Below are 18,699 nucleotides of genomic sequence, written 5' to 3'. Positions count from 1 at the left end.
GAAAAGTCAGTTGTGAATGCAATTCTTCACCGTCATGGACAGCCAAACGGCGGTTTTGTTTTTACCGTTCGTCGCCTTCCAGTTCGGCAATGCGTGCCCGCGCCTGTGCTAGTTCGCGTTCCAGCTCGAGTACCCGCTGTTCGGCCTCGACCTGACGGCTGACATCTTTCTGGATACCGATGAAATACTTGCGTTTGTCGGCTTCGTTGAGCACCGGAGTGATCGACAGCTCGTTCCAGAACGCACTGCCGTCCTTGCGGTAGTTGCGCAGGATTTCCCGGCTCGGCAGGCCATCCTTGAGGGCTTGGCGGATCAGTGCGCGCGCCTCTTGATTACGGTCGTCGTTCTGCAGGAAACGGCAGTCGCGGTAGAGGATGTCGTTGGCGTCATAGCCGGTCAGGCGCTCGAATGCCGGGTTCACATAGAGCAGGATGGTGTCGTCATCACCTTCCTGTTCGGCGACCACGATGCCGTCGTTGGAGGCATCAATCATGCGTTGCAGCAGGGTGGCGTTGATCATCGGCGAGGTCCGCAAGGTAGTTGAGTGGGCACGGAGGCTGATTCTAGATGATTGGTTCGGACCTCACACAGGGAGAATGAGGCCTTTTGCCAGTGTCCAATGTTAGTATCCTACGTTTTTACTCAGTTACGGAACCCACTATGAAAGTCGCCATCCTTTCCGGTTCGGTCTACGGCACCGCCGAAGAAGTCGCACGGCATGCCGAATCGTTGCTCAAAGCCGCAGGGTTCGAGGCCTGGCACGCTGCCCGTGCCACTTTGCAAGACCTCCAGGGCTTTGCCCCCGAAGCCTTCCTGGCAGTGACCTCGACTACCGGCATGGGCGAGCTGCCCGATAACCTGATCCCGCTGTTCAGTGAAATTCGTGACGTGCTGCCCGCCGCCTGGCGTGGTCTTCCCGGGGCCGTGATCGGTCTGGGCGACTCCAGCTACGGCGACACTTTCTGTGGCGGCGGTGAGCAGATGCGTGAATTGTTCGCCGAACTGGGCATCAATGAAGTGCAGCCGATGCTGCGTCTGGATGCCAGCGAAACCGTCACCCCGGAAACCGACGCCGAGCCCTGGCTGGCTGAGCTGATCGGCAAACTGCGCGGCTGATCACACTGCCTGCGGTTGCTCGCGCAGCAATTGCAGCCAGGCCTGGGCGGCCCGTGACAAGTAGGCGCCCTGGCGCCAGATGAAGGCGATATCCCAACGCAGGTCGGTCGGTTCGCTCAGGGTCAGGCGCACCACACCGGGCCGTTCCAGGCCCCGCGCCACCACGCTGGGCAACAGGACAACGCCCTGGCCTGCGGCGACCAGGGCGGCGAGAAAGTCGGCCTGGCCGCTACGTCCGCCTTCCCTCGGGGTAAACCCCAATTGCTGACATGCGCTGAGCAGTCGGTCATTGAGCACGAAGCTGCGCTGATAGAGCAGAAACGGCGTATCGGCCAATTGCGCCAGGCTGACCTGAGCGGCCCCGGCCAGGGGGTGATCGATGGGCAGCAGGGCATCGAGCGCTTCATTGCAGAACGGCTGGAACGCGAACGCCGGATCGTTCGGGGTCAGGCTGCCGCCCAGCTCCAGTTCGCCACTCAGTACCGCTTGCTCGACGCTGCGGCTGCCACCTTCAAGCAGGTGAATGGTGATGTTCGGATAACGTCGACGGTACTCGGCGAACAGCCGGGCAAACAGCGCGTCGCTGCCCAGCAACGGCAGGCCCAGGCGCAGTTCACCGCGCTCCAGCTGGCTCAGGTCATCGAGTTCGTTCTGCAGCTCCTGGCGCAGGCGCAGCATGGTTTCGCCGCGTTCCAGGACGATCTTGCCGGCGGCGGTCAGGTGCAGCTGTGAGCCTTGACGTTCCAGCAGCGGCACGCCCAGGTCCTGTTCCAGCTGGGCCACCTGCTTGCTTACCGCCGACTGGCTGATGTGCAAGGTATGGGAGGCCTGGGTGAAGCCACCGCGGTGGATCACTTCAATGAAGCTGCGCAGTTGTTTGAGTTCCATGATCGAAATTCCATTGTGGAATGGAAGTCAGTCTAACAATTCGTTTTTAGCGTGGAGAAGGGGCTTCTAGAATACAGTTCTGAAGAGGTCCCCCGCGATGAAACCCACACCCGTCAAACGTCTCCTGCGCCTGCTCGTCGAGCTGGCGGTATTTCTCGTGCTTTATATGCTCGGTGGCCAGTTGGCAGCCTGGCTGGATTGGCCCATTCCGGCAGGGGTCATGGGCCTGGCGCTGTTGTTGCTGGCGTTTGCCCTGGGCTGGCTGAAACCGGCGGCCTTGCAGCTGGGCGCCGGCTTGCTGATGGCTGAAATGCTGCTGTTCTTCATTCCTGCGCTGATGAGCCTGCTCGACTACGGTAGCCTGCTGCGCGATGAGGGTTGGCGGATTCTGCTGGTGATTGGCGTCAGCACTTTGCTGGTCATGGTGCTGACGGCGCTGACCGTGGAGTGGGTGTGCCGCTGGAGCATGCGCCATGACACTTGAGCCCATGCCGCTGTTCTGGCTGGCCCTGACCCTGCTGGCCTATCTGGGCAGCCGCTGGTTGTACCGGCGAACCGGTCGTTACCTGTTGTCGCCACTGATCCTGGTGCCGCTGGTGCTGCTGGCGGTTGCCGTCCCGCTGAACACCGCCTATGCCGAGTATGCGCGCGACACGCACTGGTTGATGTCGGTGCTGGGGCCGGTGACGGTGGCCTTCGCCGTGCCGATCTGGCAGCAGCGGGCGTTGCTGGCGCGTCACTGGCCAGCATTGAGCCTGGGCATGCTGGTGGGCAGCACGGTATCGATTGCCAGCTCCTGGGGCCTGGCGCATCTGTTGTCGCTGGATAACGCGGTGAGCCTGTCGCTGTTGCCGCGCTCGATCACCACGCCCTTTGCCATGCCACTGGCCCGGGACCTGGGTGGGGTACCGGAACTGACCGCGGTTTTCGTGATGTTTACCGGAGTGCTGGGCGCCATGTTCGGCGGCGTACTGCTCAAATTCCTGCCGTTGCGCACACCCTTGGCCCGTGGCGCGCTGTTCGGCGTCGGGGCGCATGGTGCCGGGGTCAGCCGGGCCCATGAAGTGGGCGGCGAGGAGGGTTCTGTGGCCGGCCTGGTCATGGTCCTCACCGGTCTGCTCAACCTGTGTGCGGCGCCGCTGCTGACCTTGATGGTGTGACACGGCTCGCTATTTTGCTGCCTGACTCACAGAGTCAATAAGCTGGCTGCCAATGCAACTTACCTTTGCCTGTGTGCTGACTAGACTGCACCACAGTAGAGCACACGAATGTGCCGAGGTGATTGCAATGATCGCAACTGATGCCTTGCTCAACACGACCGTCTGCTATTCAGCGAGGCCACGCTGATGTCTCTGGCCGAGATTCCATTATGTGTCTGGCGTACCCGGGGCTTGAGTTTTACCTTCCGCGGTCAGACCATTCGCTACTGGACGGCAGGGCAAGGCGAGCCGCTGCTGCTTATCCACGGATTTCCCACGGCAAGCTGGGATTGGCATTACCTGTGGGCGCCACTGGCCCAGCGATACCGGGTGATAGCCTGTGACATGCTCGGTTTTGGCGATTCGGCCAAGCCTGTGCATCACCTTTACAGCCTGATCGAACAGGCCGATCTGCAACAGGCCTTGCTTGAGCACCTGAAGGTCGATCAGCCGGTGCACCTGCTCGCTCATGATTATGGTGACAGCGTCTCCCAGGAGCTGCTGGCGCGCCACCATGAAGGGCAGGCGAACATCGCCAGCTGTGTGTTTCTCAATGGCGGGCTGTTTCCTGAGTGCCATCGAGCGTTGCTGATCCAGAAGCTGTTGCTCAGTCGTCTGGGCTGGCTGGTGGCGCGTTCGTTCGGGCGCGACGACCTGGTGCGGCATGTCACCCAGATCTACGGACCGTGCACGCATCCCAGCGAAAGCGCGCTGGATGACTACTGGAGCCTGGTTGCGTCGAACCGCGGCACGCGGATCCTGCACAAGTTGGCTTGCTATGTGCCCGAGCGTGCGCTCCATCGCGAACGCTGGGTCCCTGCCCTGCAAAAAGAGGGTGTGCGCCTGCGTTTCATCAATGGTGCGGTCGATCCGGTTTCCGGCGCCCACATGCACGAACGCTATCGGGAGCTGGTGCCGAATCCCGATACCGTGCTGCTGCCAGGCATCGGCCATTACCCCCATACCGAAGCGCCGGTACAGGTGCTGCGCCACTATCTGGCTTTTCGCCAGCAAGCTCTGGAGCCTGTTGCGCAGAAGGTGGCCTGGTCCTGAGGGGCCAGGCCCGCTGCATCATCTTCCGGCCTTATCGCCTGCCATTCACCCTGTGCCCGCTTGATTGTGCGCTGGCCGGTGCTGGCCGACACTCGGGCATTCCTGCTGATTTCCCTGGAGTGTTGAGCATGAGCGATTCTGTGCGCCTGGACGATAAAGTGGTGATTGTCACCGGAGCTGGCGGCGGCCTGGGCCGGGCACATGCCTTGCTGTTTGCCCGCCACGGTGCGCGGGTGGTGGTCAATGATCTGGGCGGCTCGACCCATGGCGAAGGCGCCAGCGCCTCTGCGGCCGACCGGGTGGTGGCGCAGATTCGTGAAGCGGGTGGCACGGCGCTGGCCAACCATGATTCGGTGGCCGACGGGGCGCGTATTGTCGAGCAGGCACTGGATAGCTTTGGCCGGGTCGATGTGCTGATCAACAATGCCGGGATCCTGCGCGACAAGACCTTCCACAAAATGGAAGACAGCGACTGGGAGCAGGTCTACCAGGTGCATGTCGAAGGCGCCTACAAAGTGACCCGTGCGGCCTGGCCGCATCTGCGCGAGCAGAACTGGGGGCGGGTGATATTCACCGCCTCGACCTCAGGCATCTATGGCAATTTCGGCCAGGCCAACTATGGCATGGCCAAACTGGGGCTCTATGGCCTGACCCGGACCCTGGCCATTGAAGGACGCAAACACAACATTCTGGTCAACGCCATTGCCCCCACCGGTGGCACCCGTATGACCGAAGGATTGATTCCACCGCAGGTATTCGAACAGCTCAAGCCGGAACTGGTCAGCCCGTTGGTGGTGTACCTGGGCAGTGAGCAATGCCAGGACAGCGGCGGTCTGTACGAAGTGGGTGGCGGCTGGGTCGGTAAAGTGCGTTGGGAGCGTAGCCTGGGCGTGGGTTTCGACCCGCATCAGGGCTTCAGCCCTGAGGATGTCGCAGCTAACTGGCAGACGATTGGCGACTTTACCGATGCCGTACACCCGCGTGACAGCCTGGAGGCGTTGCAACAGATGATGGCCAATCTGCAGCAGTTCCCGCCGCGCTGAGGACTGCCTGAGGTTGTGGTCGCCGGATGCTCATGCCTATGCTGGGCGGCCATGATCGATGCAGGAGCACACCGGATGTACGAGTCCAGAACCGAAGCGGTCATTTCGTCCCGCCAGTTCCGCTTTCGCTTGATGCGTCATGGCCTGGCGGCCTGCCTGTTGCTGATCGCTTCGATCCTCTTCGGTGTGCTGGGGCACCTGTATTTCGAACCGCACATTCCCCTGCACGACGCGATCTTCAATGCCACCTTGTTGCTGGGTGGCGTAGGACCGGTGATCTTGCCCGAGAGCATTGGCGGCAAGCTGTTCTTTGCCGCATATGGCTTATATGTCGGGTTGGTGTTCGTCGCCAGTATCGGCTTGATCCTGGCGCCCATCGCGCATCGGCTGTTGCATCGGTTTCACTTTGACGATGCGGACGAGTGACCCGGTAGGAGCGGGCTTGCCCCGCGATTGCGGTTTGTCAGGCACATCGCATCGCGGGGCAAGCCCGCTCCCACCGTGTAGCCAATCAAGATATTCCAGCCATAAAAAAGGCCGCTGCAGTGCAGCGGCCAAGTAAGACGTAGATCAAGGAGCTTCAAAATCAACGTCGGTGAACCCGTTGCCGGGAGGCGGGGTGTACACGCCTGAAATGCCCGGGCCAGAGAGGCTGCCAGTGATGGCGCGGTCCAGCTGCAAATAGAATAAGCGGCTGACCCGGAAGGAAAAATAGCCAATTGTGACATTCACTGTTGCGCCTCTGGCAACAGTGCAGCCTGCGCACTCTAGCGCAGCATCTCGTGAATGAGTGTGAGCCTTTGTAAGCAAATCAAGGGGCTTGTTCGTAGCCCATGCGCCAGCTGATCATCTGCGCCGCTGCCAGCAATTGCTGCGCTGCCGGGCCCTGTTCGTCGGCATGGAAAATCGACGTCGGGCCGACCACGGTCAATACCGCAACGATCTGGCCAAAGGCATTGAACACGGGAGCCGAGAGTGCATCGACGCCAGGCATCAGCAAGCCATGGACATGGTGCAGGCCACGCTGACGGATTGTGGCAAACAGCGCCTCGTATTCGCTGGCGCTGTGTCCCAGGGCAGCCAGCTCCTGGTCACGCAGCTCGACCGTCTCGCGCTCCGGCAGGTAGGCACCGAACACCAGTCCGGTCGAGGAGCTGAGCAGTGGCAGTACCGAGCCGATCTGGGTAACGACGGTCACTGCGCGGACTGCCGGCTCGATGTTGACCACCGTTGCCCCCTGGTTACCCCACACGGCAACAAAGCAGCTTTCGTTGAGCGCGTCGCGCAATTGCGACAACGGCAAGGCCGCGACTTTCAATACGTCCATCCCGCCCAGGGCAGCAAGGCCCACGCGCAAGGCTTCACGGCCCAGGCCATAGTGGTTGGTGGCCGGGTTCTGCTCTGCGAATCCGCTGGCAATCAGCGCCTGCAAATAGCGATGCACCTTGCTTGCCGGCATGTCGACATGTTCGGCCAGGCGCGACAGTGAAGTCGAGGGTGACAGCTGGGCCAGGGCCTTGAGGATGTCGGTACCGACTTCGGCCGAGCGGACCTTCTGTTTGCCAGTGTTATCGGCGGGGGAGCTGGCTTTGGCCATGGTGCATTCGATCCGGGTAGTCCAGGTGGGCGTCTTTATAGCTTGACGGTCTTCGCCAATCAAATTACGTTATGCGTAATGCAATTACGATAAAAATAACGCAGAAGTGTTGCTAGCGTGAACGGCGCGCAGCCAACTGCCATCAACCGGCCTGCACTGGGCCCGGAGGCTCGATGAACCTCGACAGCACCCCCGTCCTCGATTATCTGAGCGGCTTCGGCAACGAATTCGCCAGCGAAGCCTTGCCCGGCGCCCTGCCGGTTGGGCAGAACTCGCCGCAAAAGGCACCTTACGGCCTGTACGCCGAATTGTTCTCCGGCACCGCCTTCACCATGACTCGCAGCGAGATGCGCCGCACCTGGCTGTATCGCATCCGTCCGTCTGCCCTGCATCCGCGCTTCGAGCGCCTGGAGCGGCAGCTGGCCGGTGGTCCGCTGGGCGCGGTGACGCCCAATCGCTTGCGCTGGAGCCCGCAGGCCATCCCGAGCGAGCCGACCGACTTCATTGACGGCTGGGTCGCCATGGCGGCCAATTCCGGCAGCGAGAAACCTGCCGGAATCAGCATCTACAACTACTGCGCGAACCGCTCCATGCAGCGGGTGTTCTTCAACGCCGACGGTGAACTGCTGCTGGTGCCGGAGCTGGGCCGCCTGCGCCTGGTCACCGAGCTGGGCATGCTGGAAGTCGAACCGCTGGAAATCGCCGTGGTGCCGCGCGGTTTGAAGTTCCGGGTCGAGTTGCTCGACAGCCAGGCCCGCGGCTACATCGCCGAGAACCATGGCGCACCCATGCGTATTCCGGACCTGGGACCGATTGGCAGCAACGGCTTGGCCAATCCTCGGGATTTCCTCACGCCGGTAGCGCACTATGAGGATCATCAGGGCCCGGTGCAGCTGGTGCAGAAGTTCCTCGGTGAACTGTGGGGCTGCGAGCTCAATCATTCGCCGCTGGACGTGGTTGCCTGGCATGGCAACAACGTGCCGTACAAATACGACCTGCGCCGTTTCAACACCATCGGCACGGTCAGCTTCGACCACCCGGACCCGTCGATTTTCACCGTGCTCACCTCGCCGACCAGTGTGCCGGGCATGGCCAACCTCGACTTCGTGATCTTCCCGCCACGCTGGATGGTGGCCGAGAACACTTTCCGCCCGCCTTGGTTCCACCGCAACCTGATGAACGAGTTCATGGGCCTTATCAAGGGCGAATACGATGCCAAGGCCGAAGGCTTCCTGCCCGGCGGCGCGTCCCTGCACAGCTGCATGAGCGCCCATGGCCCGGATGCGGAAACCTGCGCCAAGGCCATCGCCGTCGAACTTGCGCCAAACAAGATCGACAACACCATGGCGTTCATGTTCGAGACCAGCCAGGTGCTGCGTCCGAGCCGCCATGCTCTTGAGTGCCCGCAGCTGCAGGCCGACTACGATAGTTGCTGGGCCTCGTTGCCGAGCACCTTCACCCCGAATCGGAGATAACCCATGAATCAGTCCGCTATTGCCCGCAGTTGGGTCGAACACGCCAACGGGCATCGCGATTTTGCGCTGCAGAACCTGCCGCTGGGGATCTTCACGCACAAGGATCAGGCCAAGCGCTGTGGCGTGGCCATTGGCGATGCGATTCTCGACCTTGAAGGCGCGCTGGCTGCCGGTCTGTTCGAGGGCCAGGCGCGTGCCGCCGTCGAGGCCACCCGTGGTGGTGCCCTGAATGCTTACTTTGCGCTGGGCCGTGTGGCCCGCGTGGCACTGCGCGAGCGTCTGCTGGAATTGCTCGGCGAGCACAGCGAGCATCAGGCGGCACTCAAGCCACTGCTGCTGGCCAGCGCCGAGTGCCAACTGCACCTGCCGGCCCAGATCGGCGACTACACCGATTTCTATGTAGGCATTGAGCACGCCAAGAACGTTGGCAAGCTGTTCCGCCCGGACAACCCGCTGCTGCCCAACTACAAATATGTGCCGATCGGTTATCACGGCCGTGCTTCGACCATTCGCCCGTCCGGCACCGACGTGCGCCGACCGAAAGGCCAGACCCTGCCAGCCGGGCAGAGCGAGCCAAGCTTCGGCCCCTGCGCGCGTCTGGACTACGAGCTGGAGCTGGGCATCTGGATTGGCCAGGGCAACGAGATGGGCGATTCGATTCCGGTCGCCGAAGCGGCCGAGCACATTGCCGGTTTCTGCCTGCTCAACGACTGGTCTGCGCGTGACATCCAGGCCTGGGAATACCAGCCGCTCGGCCCGTTCCTGTCGAAAAGCTTCATCTCGACGGTTTCCCCCTGGGTGGTGACCGCCGAAGCGCTGGAGCCTTTCCGCTGCGCTCAGCCGGCGCGTCCTGAAGGTGATCCGCAGCCGCTGTCGTACCTGCTGGACAAACGCGATCAGGCTGCCGGTGCTTTTGATATCGAACTGGAAGTGTTGCTGCTGACCGAGCGCATGCGCGAGCAAAACCTGCCGGCCCATCGTCTGACCTTGAGCAATACTTTAAGCATGTACTGGACCGTCGCGCAGATGGTCGCTCACCACAGTGTCAACGGTTGTCAGCTGCAGCCGGGTGACCTGTTTGGTTCCGGTACCTTGTCGGGCGCCCAGCCTGGCCAGTTCGGCAGCCTGCTGGAAATTACCCAGGGCGGCAAAGAACCGGTGCAACTGGCGTCGGGTGAAGTGCGCAAGTTCCTTGAGGACGGTGACGAGATCATTCTGCGTGCCCGTTGCGTGCGTGAGGGTGTGGCATCGATCGGTTTCGGTGAGTGCCGCGGTAAGGTTCTTCCAGCCAGGTAAGAGGGCAGGGCCATGGATCTGTTCAACTACTTCCGTTCAACCTCGTCCTATCGGGTAAGGATTGCCCTGGCGCTCAAGCAGCTTGAGTACCAGTACGTGCCGGTCAATCTGCTCAAGGGCGAGCAGCGTGAGGAAGATTTCCTCGCGCTCAATCCCCAGGGCCGGGTGCCGGCCTTGAGGATCGACTCGGGTGAACTGCTGGTGCAGTCACCGGCGATCATCGAGTACCTGGAGGAGGTTTATCCACAGCCGGCGCTGCTGCCTGAGGAACCTGTGCTACGCGCGCAGGTACGCGGTGTGGCGGCGCTGATCGGTTGCGATGTGCATCCGCTGCACAACGTCAGCGTGCTCAATCAGTTGCGCGGGTTGGGCCATGACGAGGAGCAGGTCAATGCGTGGATCGCGCACTGGATCAGCCAAGGGCTGGCGGCGGTGGAGAAACTGATCGGTGATGACGGTTTTTGCTTTGGTGAAGAACCCGGGCTGGCAGATGTCTATCTGATTCCGCAGCTGTATGCCGCACAGCGCTTCAACATCAACCTCGCCAACTACCCGCGCATCCGCCGCGTCGCAGCACTGGCCGAGGAGCACCCGGCGTTTATCCAGGCTGACCCGGGTAGACAACCCGACACACCCTGAGCCTGCCCGCAGGGTCAGTGCACCGAGGGGGGCGGTTGATGCAACTGCCCCAGACGCTCGGTCAGGCGCAGGCGCTGGATCGGATCGTCACTGAGCAGCAGCGCGTACTCCAGGTCGTAGCGTTCGGCCTGGGGGCAGTCCAGGTGCTGGTAAAGGGTGGCACGGGCCAGGTAGTCGCTGGCGGTGGCCGGGCCCAGCAGCAGCACCCGTTCGGCGTCCTTGAGCGCTGCCAGGTCATCGTCGTGGGTTGAATGAAGCTGGCGCAGGTTGCGTGACAGGCGCTGGAGCATCTGCTTGGGAGTGGCGGTGAGCAGGTGATCGGCGTTGAGCTGCAGTTGCGGGCCGAACTGACGGCCGAGCAGTTCGCGACAGTCTGCAGGGTAGAGTCTGCGGCCGCCGCAGGGGTCGAGCAGGTGGTCGGCGCCGGGGACGCGCAAGAGAAAATGTCCGGGAAAATTTACCCCCTCCAGCGGAATCGACAGACCACGCGCCAGTTCCAGGGTCAGTAAAGCCAGGGCCAGTGGCTGGCCGCGGCGCCGCTCCAGCACCTTGTCGAGCAGGGCTGCTTGTGGGCGTATCGGGTGATATTCATCCTGCTGGAACCCCAGCGCATTGAGGCGGCGCAATAACGGCTGCGCCAGTTCGCTCAGCGGTAGCATCGGCAGACCGGCGCTGACTTCCTGCTGCAGCGTTTTCACCTGAAGCATGATGAGTGGAGGTTGAACGCTGCTGTCGTGTTCGGCGGCGACCCATAGCGCGGCCTCCAGCAAGGCAGCCGGGTCACGTTCCAGGCAGGCGAGACAAGCTTGGCGTGGGCTCATGGGAATCTCCGCTCAAGCTTATTTTGTAGCGCTGGCCAAGCCTTTCGTCCAGTGGTCCGGGTGATGTCATCAATCGGCAATGCGCGGCCTATACTGGGATCAGCACCTCACTGAGGAGCCCGCTGATGTTCGCGCTGATGCAAAGCACTCGCACGCAATCGCTGCACCTGTGCATCGACCCGCCAACTGGTCTGAAAGCGGTGGTCGCCATTCACAGCGAGCACCTGGGACCGGCCATGGGCGGCTGTCGTTACCTGGCCTACCCAGACGATGACAGCGCCATGATCGATGCCATACGCCTGGCCCAGGGCATGAGCTACAAAGCCGCGCTGGCTGGCCTGCCACTGGGTGGCGGCAAGGCGGTGATCATTCGCAACCCGCACGTGGAAAACCGTGCGGCCCTGTTTGAAGCCTTTGGTCGCTTTGTCGAGACCTTGCAGGGACGCTTCATCACTGCGGTAGACAGCGGCACCTCGACGCTGGACATGGATTGCATTGCCCAGACTACTCAGCATGTCACCAGCACCACGGCAGCTGGCGATCCCTCGCCGCATGCCGCCATGGGCGTGTTCGCCGGCATTCGCGCCACCTCCATGGCACGCCTGGGCAGCGACAACCTGGAAGGCTTGCGCGTGGCGGTTCAAGGACTGGGTAATGTCGGTTACGCACTGGCCGAGCAGTTACACGCGGCAGGCGCCGAATTGCTGGTCAGTGACCATGACCCGGGGAGGGTGCAACTGGCCATCGAGCAGTTCAATGCGCGCCCGGTGGCCAACGAGATCCTGATCAGTACACCCTGCGACATCTTCGCACCGTGCGGTGTCGGGCCGGTGCTCAATGGTCAGAGTGTGATGCAGCTGCGCTGCGCGGCAGTGGCGGGGGCGGCCAACAACCAGCTGACCACCCTGCAGGTGGCCGATCAACTGGAAAACCGCGGGATCCTCTATGCGCCTGACTACGTCATCAATGCCGGTGGCCTGATCTACGTGGCGCTCAAGCACAGTGGTGAGGACCTGAACACCATCACCGCGCACCTGGCGCGCATTCCCTCGCGCCTGACCGAAGTGTTTGCCCACGCCCAGGCAGAAAAGCGCTCACCGGCGCGGGTAGCGCAGATGCTTGCCGAACGCTTGATCTATGGCTGAGCGGAGTTACTCGGCGGCAGTGTCGGCGAGCAGCTCGGACAGTGCGTCTGGCTGACTCTTGAAGGCCTTGGCAAAGACGTCGCGGTTCTTGGCCATATAGATGCCGGCGTCCTCGACCTGCTGTTCGCTGAGCGACGGTACGGCTTTTTTCAGGACCTCGGCGAGCAGCTCGGCCAGTTCGAGCATCTTGTCGTGACGGTCAGCTTCGGCTTTATCCATGAACAAGCGCTCCAGATCGCGGCTGCTGCGGTATACCACTTCGACGGCCATTCATCACCTCACATGCCTTTTGAATATCGATGTGTTCGACACTGTTTATTTGTACAGTGTTAATGATAGGGTAATCCACAGGACTAAGATAGTGGCAATTCAGCATTCTGCTTTGCGCCGCTGGCCATGCCAGCCTGAGCGAGTCTGGCGCGGCACTTTTACCGTTCTTAAAGGTCTGGTTGAGCGTGTAGAATTGCGGGCAGGCAGTCGAGCCATTCAGTCAACCAAGGATATGCAATGAACGAGCAAACATCGCGCCTGAACCGGGAACGGCGCTTTCTGGTACTGCTGGGGGTGATCTGCCTGGCCCTGATCGGCGGTGCCTTGTATATGCAGGTGGTGCTCGGCGAAGCGCCTTGCCCGCTGTGTATCCTGCAACGCTATGCGCTGTTGCTGATTGCCGTGTTTGCCTTTATTGGCGCTGCCATGCCCGGGGTGCGCAGCCTGACTGTCCTCGAAGGCCTGGTGGTGCTCAGTGCCATCGGTGGCATCGCTGCCGCCAGCAACCATGTATATATTCTGGCCAACCCTGCGGTCAGCTGTGGCATCGATACCCTGCAGCCGATCGTCGATGGTTTGCCGCTGGCGTCGGTGTTGCCGCTGGTGTTCCAGGTCGATGGATTCTGTTCCACGCCCTATCCGCCAGTATTGGGGCTTTCCCTGGCGCAATGGGCGCTGCTGGCCTTCACCCTCACGGCTGTTCTGGTGCCCCTGGGCATCTACCGCAACCGTCGCAAGCCTTAGACAAAAGTCACGTGTTGATGCAAGTCTGATGTGCAATGGAACTTTCATTCGGTGTCGCACCCGCCTTGATCTAGATCAAGTCTGAGGCCTTGTAATACAAGGGCTTCAGGGGTATTGAACGGGGTGCGACAAACTGTCGCGAAACTGATTTTTCAGGCTTGATTGTTGTCAATTCTGTAAAAGACTGTTGCTCAATTAGTCATAGTCATTGAATGACGACCTATCTACAATCGCCCCCAATTTCCGTTCGGCACCGCTTGCGAGTCGCAGGATTAAAGGAGCTTCAGGGCTCTTTTTGCTGACTCTGACGAGCATCGCCTGCGGCGATGCCGGGCTGACCCCCCTCCGTGATTTCCCGCACCAAATGGAATTGGTCTGAAAACAGGCCTGTTGCCTACGAAGTCAAAACAATAAGCACCGTAATACCCGGTTTATGCCGAGCCGCCGCAGCTGGCCTCAAGGCATGACCGTATTCGATCCCATAAATGCTGACACTTGGCAGGACGAAGTGTTGGCGACCAAAACACAAATTGCATTGAAGCAAGCTGCTCTAGAGGTCGTGAGATGAGTAAAAAGCGTTACCCCAGACTGTTTGGCATTCTGCCCTTTTTAGGCATGCTTTTACTCAGTGGGTGCAACTGGACCCTGCTCGACCCGAAGGGCCAGGTCGGCATTGAGCAAAAGAACCTTATCCTCATCGCTACCGGCTTGATGTTGCTGGTGGTGATTCCTGTCATTTTCATGACCATCGCGTTCGCCTGGAAGTATCGCGCTTCCAACAAGGCAGCCACTTACACTCCTGACTGGTCGCACTCGACCAAGATCGAAGTGGCGGTCTGGACCATCCCGGTTCTGATCATCATCGCCCTGGGCTATGTGACCTACAAGACCACCCACGAGCTGGACCCGTATCGTCCGCTGGTTTCCGATGTGAAGCCGGTGCAGATCGACGTGGTCGCCCTGGACTGGAAATGGCTGTTCATCTACCCGGAACAAGGCATTGCCACGGTCAACAAGATCGTCTTCCCGGCCAACACCCCGGTCAACTTCCGCGTGACCTCCGACTCGGTAATGAACTCGTTCTTCATTCCGGGCCTGGGCGGCCAGATCTACGCAATGGCTGGCATGACCACCAAGCTGCACCTGATCGCCAACGAGAACGGCGAGTTCGACGGTATCTCGGCGAACTACAGCGGTGCTGGCTTCACCGGTATGAAGTTCAAGGCAACTGCCACCTCCCAGGCCGATTTCGAGGCATGGGTGAACGAAGTCAAGCAATCGCCTAAACAGCTGGATGCGGCTGAATATGCGGCATTGGCCAAAACTAGCGAAAACAATCCAGTCGCGCTGTACAGCGTGGCCTCGCCTGAGCAGTTCCAGTCCATCGTCGACAAGTACGAAGGCATGAACCGCGGTCGGCCGGTCCACGAAAAAGAGCAGAGCAAAGAAGCGGCCGGTACCGAAGGGATGGACGTGAGTATGCATTCAGCTGCTGGGGCAGAGGAGTAAGAGATGTTCGGTAAACTAAGTCTGGATGCGATTCCGTATCACGAGCCGATAGTCATGGTGACACTTGCCATGATCGCGCTCGGCGGTCTCGCGTTGGTGGGTGCAATCACCTATTTCAAAAAGTGGACCTACCTGTGGTCCGAGTGGCTGACTTCGGTCGACCACAAGAAAATCGGGGTGATGTACATCATCGTCGCGATGATCATGCTGCTGCGCGGTTTTGCCGACGCCATCATGATGCGCACGCAGCTGGCCATGGCCACCGGCGGCTCCGAGGGCTACCTGCCTCCCGAACACTATGACCAGATCTTCACCGCTCACGGTGTGATCATGATCATCTTCATGGCAATGCCATTCTTCACCGGCCTGATGAACCTGGCCCTGCCTCTGCAGATCGGTGCGCGTGACGTTGCCTTCCCGTTCCTCAACTCCCTGAGCTTCTGGCTGCTGGTGTCCGGCGTCGTGCTGGTCAACGTGTCCCTGGGTGTCGGTGAGTTCGCCAAGACCGGTTGGGTAGCTTATCCACCGCTGGCGGGTATCCAGTACAGTCCTGGCGTGGGTGTCGACTACTACATCTGGGCGCTACAGCTATCGGGTCTAGGTACGACGCTAACGGGTGTCAACTTCCTCGCCACCGTGCTGAAAATGCGCGCGCCTGGCATGAAGCTGATGGACATGCCGATCTTCACCTGGACCTGCACCTGGGCCAACGTCCTGATCGTTGCTTCGTTCCCGATCCTGACCGCCGCTCTGGCACTGCTGACTGTTGACCGTTATCTGGACTTCCACATTTTCACCAACGAGCTTGGTGGGAACCCGATGATGTACGTCAACCTGTTCTGGGCCTGGGGTCACCCTGAGGTTTACATCCTGATCCTGCCGGCCTTCGGTGTGTTCTCGGAAGTTACCTCGACCTTCGCCGGCAAACGCCTGTTCGGCCACAAGTCGATGATCTACGCTTCGGGCGCGATCGCGGTACTGGGCTTTGCGGTATGGCTGCACCACTTCTTCACCATGGGTTCTGGCGCCAGCGTCAACACCTTCTTCGGTCTGGCGACCATGCTGATCTCGATTCCGACCGGGGTTAAGCTGTTCAACTGGCTGTTCACGATCTACCAGGGCCGTCTGCGCTTCACCGCGCCGGTAATGTGGACCCTGGGCTTCATGGTTACCTTCTCGATCGGTGGTATGACCGGCGTACTGCTGGCTGTTCCAGGTGCTGACTTCGTTCTGCACAACAGCCTGTTCGTAATCGCTCACTTCCACAACGTGATCATCGGTGGTGCGGTATTCGGCTACATTGCCGGTTTCGCCTTCTGGTTCCCGAAAGCCTTCGGTTTCACCCTGAACGAGAAGTGGGGCAAAGCTGCCTTCTGGTTCTGGATCTCCGGTTTCTACGTGGCCTTCATGCCACTGTACGCACTGGGCTTCATGGGTATGACCCGTCGTCTGAACCACTCCGACAACCCACTGTGGGAACCCTACCTGTACGTAGCCGTGTTCGGCGCCGTGCTGATCCTGTTCGGTATCGCTTGCCAGCTGATCCAGCTGTACGTGTCGATTCGCGATCGCAAGGACAACATGGACGTGACCGGCGACCCATGGGGCGGCCGTACTCTGGAATGGTCGACTTCGTCGCCACCGCCGTTCTACAACTTCGCCACCATGCCTGAGAACGTCGATCTGGACGCCTGGCACGAAACCAAGCAAGCCGGTAAGGCTTACAAGGTTCCGGCCAAGTACGAAGCGATCCACATGCCGAACAACACCTCGACCGGTGTGTTCATGGGTGCGTTGCTCACCGTATTCGGTTTCGCCTTCATCTGGCACATCTGGTGGCTGGTTGCTGCCAGCCTGGTCGGCACCATCGCTGTCTTCGTTGCTCACGCTGCGCGTGACGACCAGGGCTACATGGTTCCTGCCGAAGAAGTGGCGCGTATCGAAGGTGAGCGCATGAAGGCCCTGGGCCTGGCTACCGGTTCGCCGGCTGGCGCGCGTGTCAAATCGTTTGAGCAGGTTTAATCAATGTCCAGTCATGTAATCAATGCAGACACGCATGCTCATGGTCACGACCATGGGCATGACGATCACCACCACGACTCGGGCCAGATGACCGTCTTCGGTTTCTGGCTGTACCTGATGACCGACTGCATCCTGTTTGCGTCGCTCTTCGCCACCTACGCGGTGCTGTCCGGCAGTTTTGCCGGCGGCCCGTCGGGTCACGACATTTTCCAGCTGGACTTTGTCGCGGTCGAAACCGCACTGCTGCTGTTCTCGAGTATCACCTTCGGCTTCGCCATGTTGCAGATGTTCAAAGGCAACAAGGGCGGCGTGCTGGGCTGGCTGGCTGTCACCTTCCTGTTCGGTGCCGGCTTCATCGCGATGGAAGTCTATGAGTTCCATCACCTGATCGCCGAGGGCTTCGGCCCGCAGCGCAGTGGCTTCCTGTCGGCGTTCTTCGCGCTGGTCGGTACCCACGGTCTGCACGTGACTGCAGGTCTGATCTGGATGGCGGTCATGATGTACCAGATCAACAAGCACGGTATCACTGGTACCGCCAAGACCCGCATGAGCTGCCTGAGCCTGTTCTGGCACTTCCTGGACGTGGTCTGGATCTGTGTGTTCACCGTCGTGTATCTGCTGGGGGTTCTGTAAATGGCTAATGCACATAACAGCCACGCCGAGGGCAACCACGGTAGCGTCAAGTCCTATGCAATCGGCTTCATCCTGTCGGTGATCCTGACTGCAATTCCGTTCGGCCTGGTGATGTTCCCGAGCATGCCGAAGGACATCACCATCATGGTGGTGGTGGCCCTGGCGGTCATTCAGGTAGTGGTACACCTGGTGTACTTCCTGCACATGGACAGCTCCAAAGAACAGAGCTCCAACGTGTCGACCTTCCTGTTCACCGTGATGGTCATTGCACTGTTGGTCGGTCTGTCGCTGTGGATCATGTTCAGCATCCACACCAGCATGATGGCGAAGTGAGGTAAGACGACATGTCCGTTAAGCACTTTATCCAAATCACCAAACCGGGGATCATTTTCGGTAACGTGCTTTCTGTGGCAGGCGGTTTTTTCCTTGCCGCGCAAGGGCATGTCGACTTCATGCTGTTCCTGGCCACGGTGATTGGCACTTCGCTGGTGGTGGCGTCCGGTTGCGTGTTCAACAACTGCATCGACCGTGACATCGACATCAAGATGGAGCGCACCAAGAACCGTGCAATGGTTCAGGGCCAGATCTCGCTGAAAGTCGCGCTGGCCTACGCCACCCTGCTCGGGGTGGCCGGTCTTGGCCTGCTGTATGTGCAGGCCAATGCCCTGGCAGCGTTGTTCGGCCTGATCGGCTTCATCATCTACGTGGGTTTCTACAGCCTGTACCTGAAGCGCAAATCGGTGCACGGCACCCTGGTTGGCAGCCTGTCCGGTGCCATGCCTCCGGTGATCGGCTACTGCGCCGTGAGCAACAGCTTCGACCTGGCTGCATTGACCCTGTTGGTGATGTTCAGCCTCTGGCAGATGCCGCATTCCTATGCCATCGCGATCTTCCGCTTCAACGACTACCTGGCTGCTTCGATTCCGGTCCTGCCGGTCAAGCGTGGCATCCTGGTGGCCAAGAAGCACATCCTCTGGTACATCGTGGCGTTCCTGGTCGCGACCTTGATGCTGACCCTGGGCGGCTACGCCGGTATGAGCTACATGGCGGTTGCCGCCGCCATGGGCATGTACTGGCTGTACATGGCCTGGACCGGCTACAAGGCAGTCGATGATCGCCTGTGGGCCCGCAAGCTGTTCGTGTTCTCGATCTTCACCATCACTGCCCTGAGCGTGATGATGTCGCTCGACACCAAGGTGCCGACCGAGCTGCTGCTGACCTACGCACATTGATACCGATGTTCTGAAAA

The 18,699-nt window shown here is 60.4% G+C and carries 21 protein-coding genes; 16 read left to right on the top strand and 5 right to left on the bottom strand.

What is annotated here, in order from left to right:
- Positions 1-61: 61 nt before the first annotated feature.
- Positions 62-520: a PAS domain S-box protein gene (locus ACVI9W_RS08335; RefSeq protein ID WP_191833625.1), complete on the bottom strand. Its 459-nt coding sequence runs from the start codon at positions 518-520 to the stop codon at positions 62-64.
- A gap of 140 nt (positions 521-660) precedes the next feature.
- Here ACVI9W_RS08335 and ACVI9W_RS08330 point away from each other — a divergent pair, with 140 nt between their 5' ends.
- Entirely contained in the window at positions 661-1,116 is a 456-nt protein-coding gene (locus ACVI9W_RS08330; protein ID WP_038614638.1) for a flavodoxin, read from the top strand.
- On the opposite strand, the gene ACVI9W_RS08325 is transcribed toward ACVI9W_RS08330, so the two are convergent.
- Positions 1,117-2,004: a LysR substrate-binding domain-containing protein gene (locus tag ACVI9W_RS08325; RefSeq protein WP_461529725.1), complete on the bottom strand. Its 888-nt coding sequence runs from the start codon at positions 2,002-2,004 to the stop codon at positions 1,117-1,119. It lies immediately after the preceding gene.
- A 97-nt stretch (positions 2,005-2,101) separates the two neighbouring features.
- On the opposite strand from ACVI9W_RS08325, the gene ACVI9W_RS08320 reads away from it, so the two are divergent.
- From ACVI9W_RS08320 to ACVI9W_RS08300, 5 genes are all read left to right on the top strand, one after another.
- Positions 2,102-2,488 carry a CidA/LrgA family protein gene (locus ACVI9W_RS08320; protein WP_157194145.1) on the top strand — a complete coding sequence of 129 codons (387 nt, stop codon included), beginning with the start codon at positions 2,102-2,104 and terminating at the stop codon, positions 2,486-2,488.
- Positions 2,478-3,164 carry an LrgB family protein gene (locus tag ACVI9W_RS08315; protein WP_157194143.1) on the top strand — a complete coding sequence of 229 codons (687 nt, stop codon included), beginning with the start codon at positions 2,478-2,480 and terminating at the stop codon, positions 3,162-3,164. Before ACVI9W_RS08320 ends, ACVI9W_RS08315 begins: the two co-directional genes overlap by 11 nt.
- Before the next feature lie 186 nt (positions 3,165-3,350).
- Positions 3,351-4,256 (top strand): alpha/beta fold hydrolase, encoded by a 906-nt coding sequence (locus tag ACVI9W_RS08310; protein WP_461529724.1) that lies wholly within the window; start codon positions 3,351-3,353, stop codon positions 4,254-4,256.
- A 128-nt stretch (positions 4,257-4,384) separates the two neighbouring features.
- Positions 4,385-5,299 (top strand): SDR family oxidoreductase, encoded by a 915-nt coding sequence (locus tag ACVI9W_RS08305; RefSeq protein WP_461529723.1) that lies wholly within the window; start codon positions 4,385-4,387, stop codon positions 5,297-5,299.
- A 75-nt stretch (positions 5,300-5,374) separates the two neighbouring features.
- Complete coding sequence (locus ACVI9W_RS08300) at positions 5,375-5,725, top strand: hypothetical protein (protein ID WP_038614631.1); 351 nt, start codon at positions 5,375-5,377, stop codon at positions 5,723-5,725.
- A gap of 385 nt (positions 5,726-6,110) precedes the next feature.
- On the opposite strand, the gene ACVI9W_RS08295 is transcribed toward ACVI9W_RS08300, so the two are convergent.
- Complete coding sequence (locus ACVI9W_RS08295) at positions 6,111-6,896, bottom strand: IclR family transcriptional regulator (protein ID WP_038614630.1); 786 nt, start codon at positions 6,894-6,896, stop codon at positions 6,111-6,113.
- 173 nt (positions 6,897-7,069) lie between these two features.
- Here ACVI9W_RS08295 and hmgA point away from each other — a divergent pair, with 173 nt between their 5' ends.
- From hmgA to maiA, 3 genes are read left to right on the top strand one after another with little or no spacing between them, the layout of a single operon-like run.
- On the top strand, positions 7,070-8,371 hold the full coding sequence (gene hmgA / locus ACVI9W_RS08290; RefSeq protein ID WP_461529722.1) for a homogentisate 1,2-dioxygenase: 1,302 nt from the start codon (positions 7,070-7,072) through the stop codon (positions 8,369-8,371).
- A 3-nt stretch (positions 8,372-8,374) separates the two neighbouring features.
- Positions 8,375-9,667, top strand: a complete 1,293-nt coding sequence (fahA, locus tag ACVI9W_RS08285; protein WP_461529721.1) for a fumarylacetoacetase — start codon at positions 8,375-8,377, stop codon at positions 9,665-9,667.
- Between the two features lie 12 nt (positions 9,668-9,679).
- The gene (maiA, locus tag ACVI9W_RS08280) at positions 9,680-10,306 is read left to right on the top strand and encodes a maleylacetoacetate isomerase (RefSeq protein ID WP_461529720.1); all 627 of its coding nucleotides are present in this window, start codon (positions 9,680-9,682) and stop codon (positions 10,304-10,306) included.
- Between the two features lie 14 nt (positions 10,307-10,320).
- On the opposite strand, the gene ACVI9W_RS08275 is transcribed toward maiA, so the two are convergent.
- Positions 10,321-11,127 (bottom strand): SirB1 family protein, encoded by an 807-nt coding sequence (locus ACVI9W_RS08275; protein ID WP_038614625.1) that lies wholly within the window; start codon positions 11,125-11,127, stop codon positions 10,321-10,323.
- A gap of 125 nt (positions 11,128-11,252) precedes the next feature.
- On the opposite strand from ACVI9W_RS08275, the gene ACVI9W_RS08270 reads away from it, so the two are divergent.
- The gene (locus tag ACVI9W_RS08270; protein ID WP_461529719.1) at positions 11,253-12,272 is read left to right on the top strand and encodes a Leu/Phe/Val dehydrogenase; all 1,020 of its coding nucleotides are present in this window, start codon (positions 11,253-11,255) and stop codon (positions 12,270-12,272) included.
- 6 nt (positions 12,273-12,278) lie between these two features.
- Here ACVI9W_RS08270 and ACVI9W_RS08265 read toward each other — a convergent pair whose 3' ends face one another.
- The gene (locus ACVI9W_RS08265) at positions 12,279-12,542 is read right to left on the bottom strand and encodes a YebG family protein (protein ID WP_157194130.1); all 264 of its coding nucleotides are present in this window, start codon (positions 12,540-12,542) and stop codon (positions 12,279-12,281) included.
- 237 nt (positions 12,543-12,779) lie between these two features.
- Between ACVI9W_RS08265 and ACVI9W_RS08260 the strand changes: the two genes are divergently transcribed.
- From ACVI9W_RS08260 to cyoE, 6 genes are all read left to right on the top strand, one after another.
- Positions 12,780-13,286, top strand: a complete 507-nt coding sequence (locus ACVI9W_RS08260; RefSeq protein ID WP_038614565.1) for a disulfide bond formation protein B — start codon at positions 12,780-12,782, stop codon at positions 13,284-13,286.
- Between the two features lie 564 nt (positions 13,287-13,850).
- Positions 13,851-14,795 (top strand): ubiquinol oxidase subunit II, encoded by a 945-nt coding sequence (gene cyoA, locus ACVI9W_RS08255; RefSeq protein WP_038614564.1) that lies wholly within the window; start codon positions 13,851-13,853, stop codon positions 14,793-14,795.
- Between the two features lie 3 nt (positions 14,796-14,798).
- Complete coding sequence (gene cyoB, locus ACVI9W_RS08250; protein ID WP_461529718.1) at positions 14,799-16,817, top strand: cytochrome o ubiquinol oxidase subunit I; 2,019 nt, start codon at positions 14,799-14,801, stop codon at positions 16,815-16,817.
- A 3-nt stretch (positions 16,818-16,820) separates the two neighbouring features.
- A complete protein-coding gene (locus tag ACVI9W_RS08245; protein ID WP_026001353.1) occupies positions 16,821-17,450 on the top strand; it encodes a cytochrome o ubiquinol oxidase subunit III in 630 nt (209 codons plus the stop codon).
- Positions 17,451-17,783: a cytochrome o ubiquinol oxidase subunit IV gene (cyoD, locus tag ACVI9W_RS08240; protein WP_038614561.1), complete on the top strand. Its 333-nt coding sequence runs from the start codon at positions 17,451-17,453 to the stop codon at positions 17,781-17,783.
- Between the two features lie 11 nt (positions 17,784-17,794).
- Positions 17,795-18,682: a heme o synthase gene (cyoE, locus tag ACVI9W_RS08235; RefSeq protein ID WP_107023660.1), complete on the top strand. Its 888-nt coding sequence runs from the start codon at positions 17,795-17,797 to the stop codon at positions 18,680-18,682.
- Positions 18,683-18,699: the final 17 nt, after the last annotated feature.

This window comes from Pseudomonas sp. 210_17 TE3656 (assembly GCF_054821965.1).
This window is presented reverse-complemented; position numbering and strand designations above follow the sequence as displayed.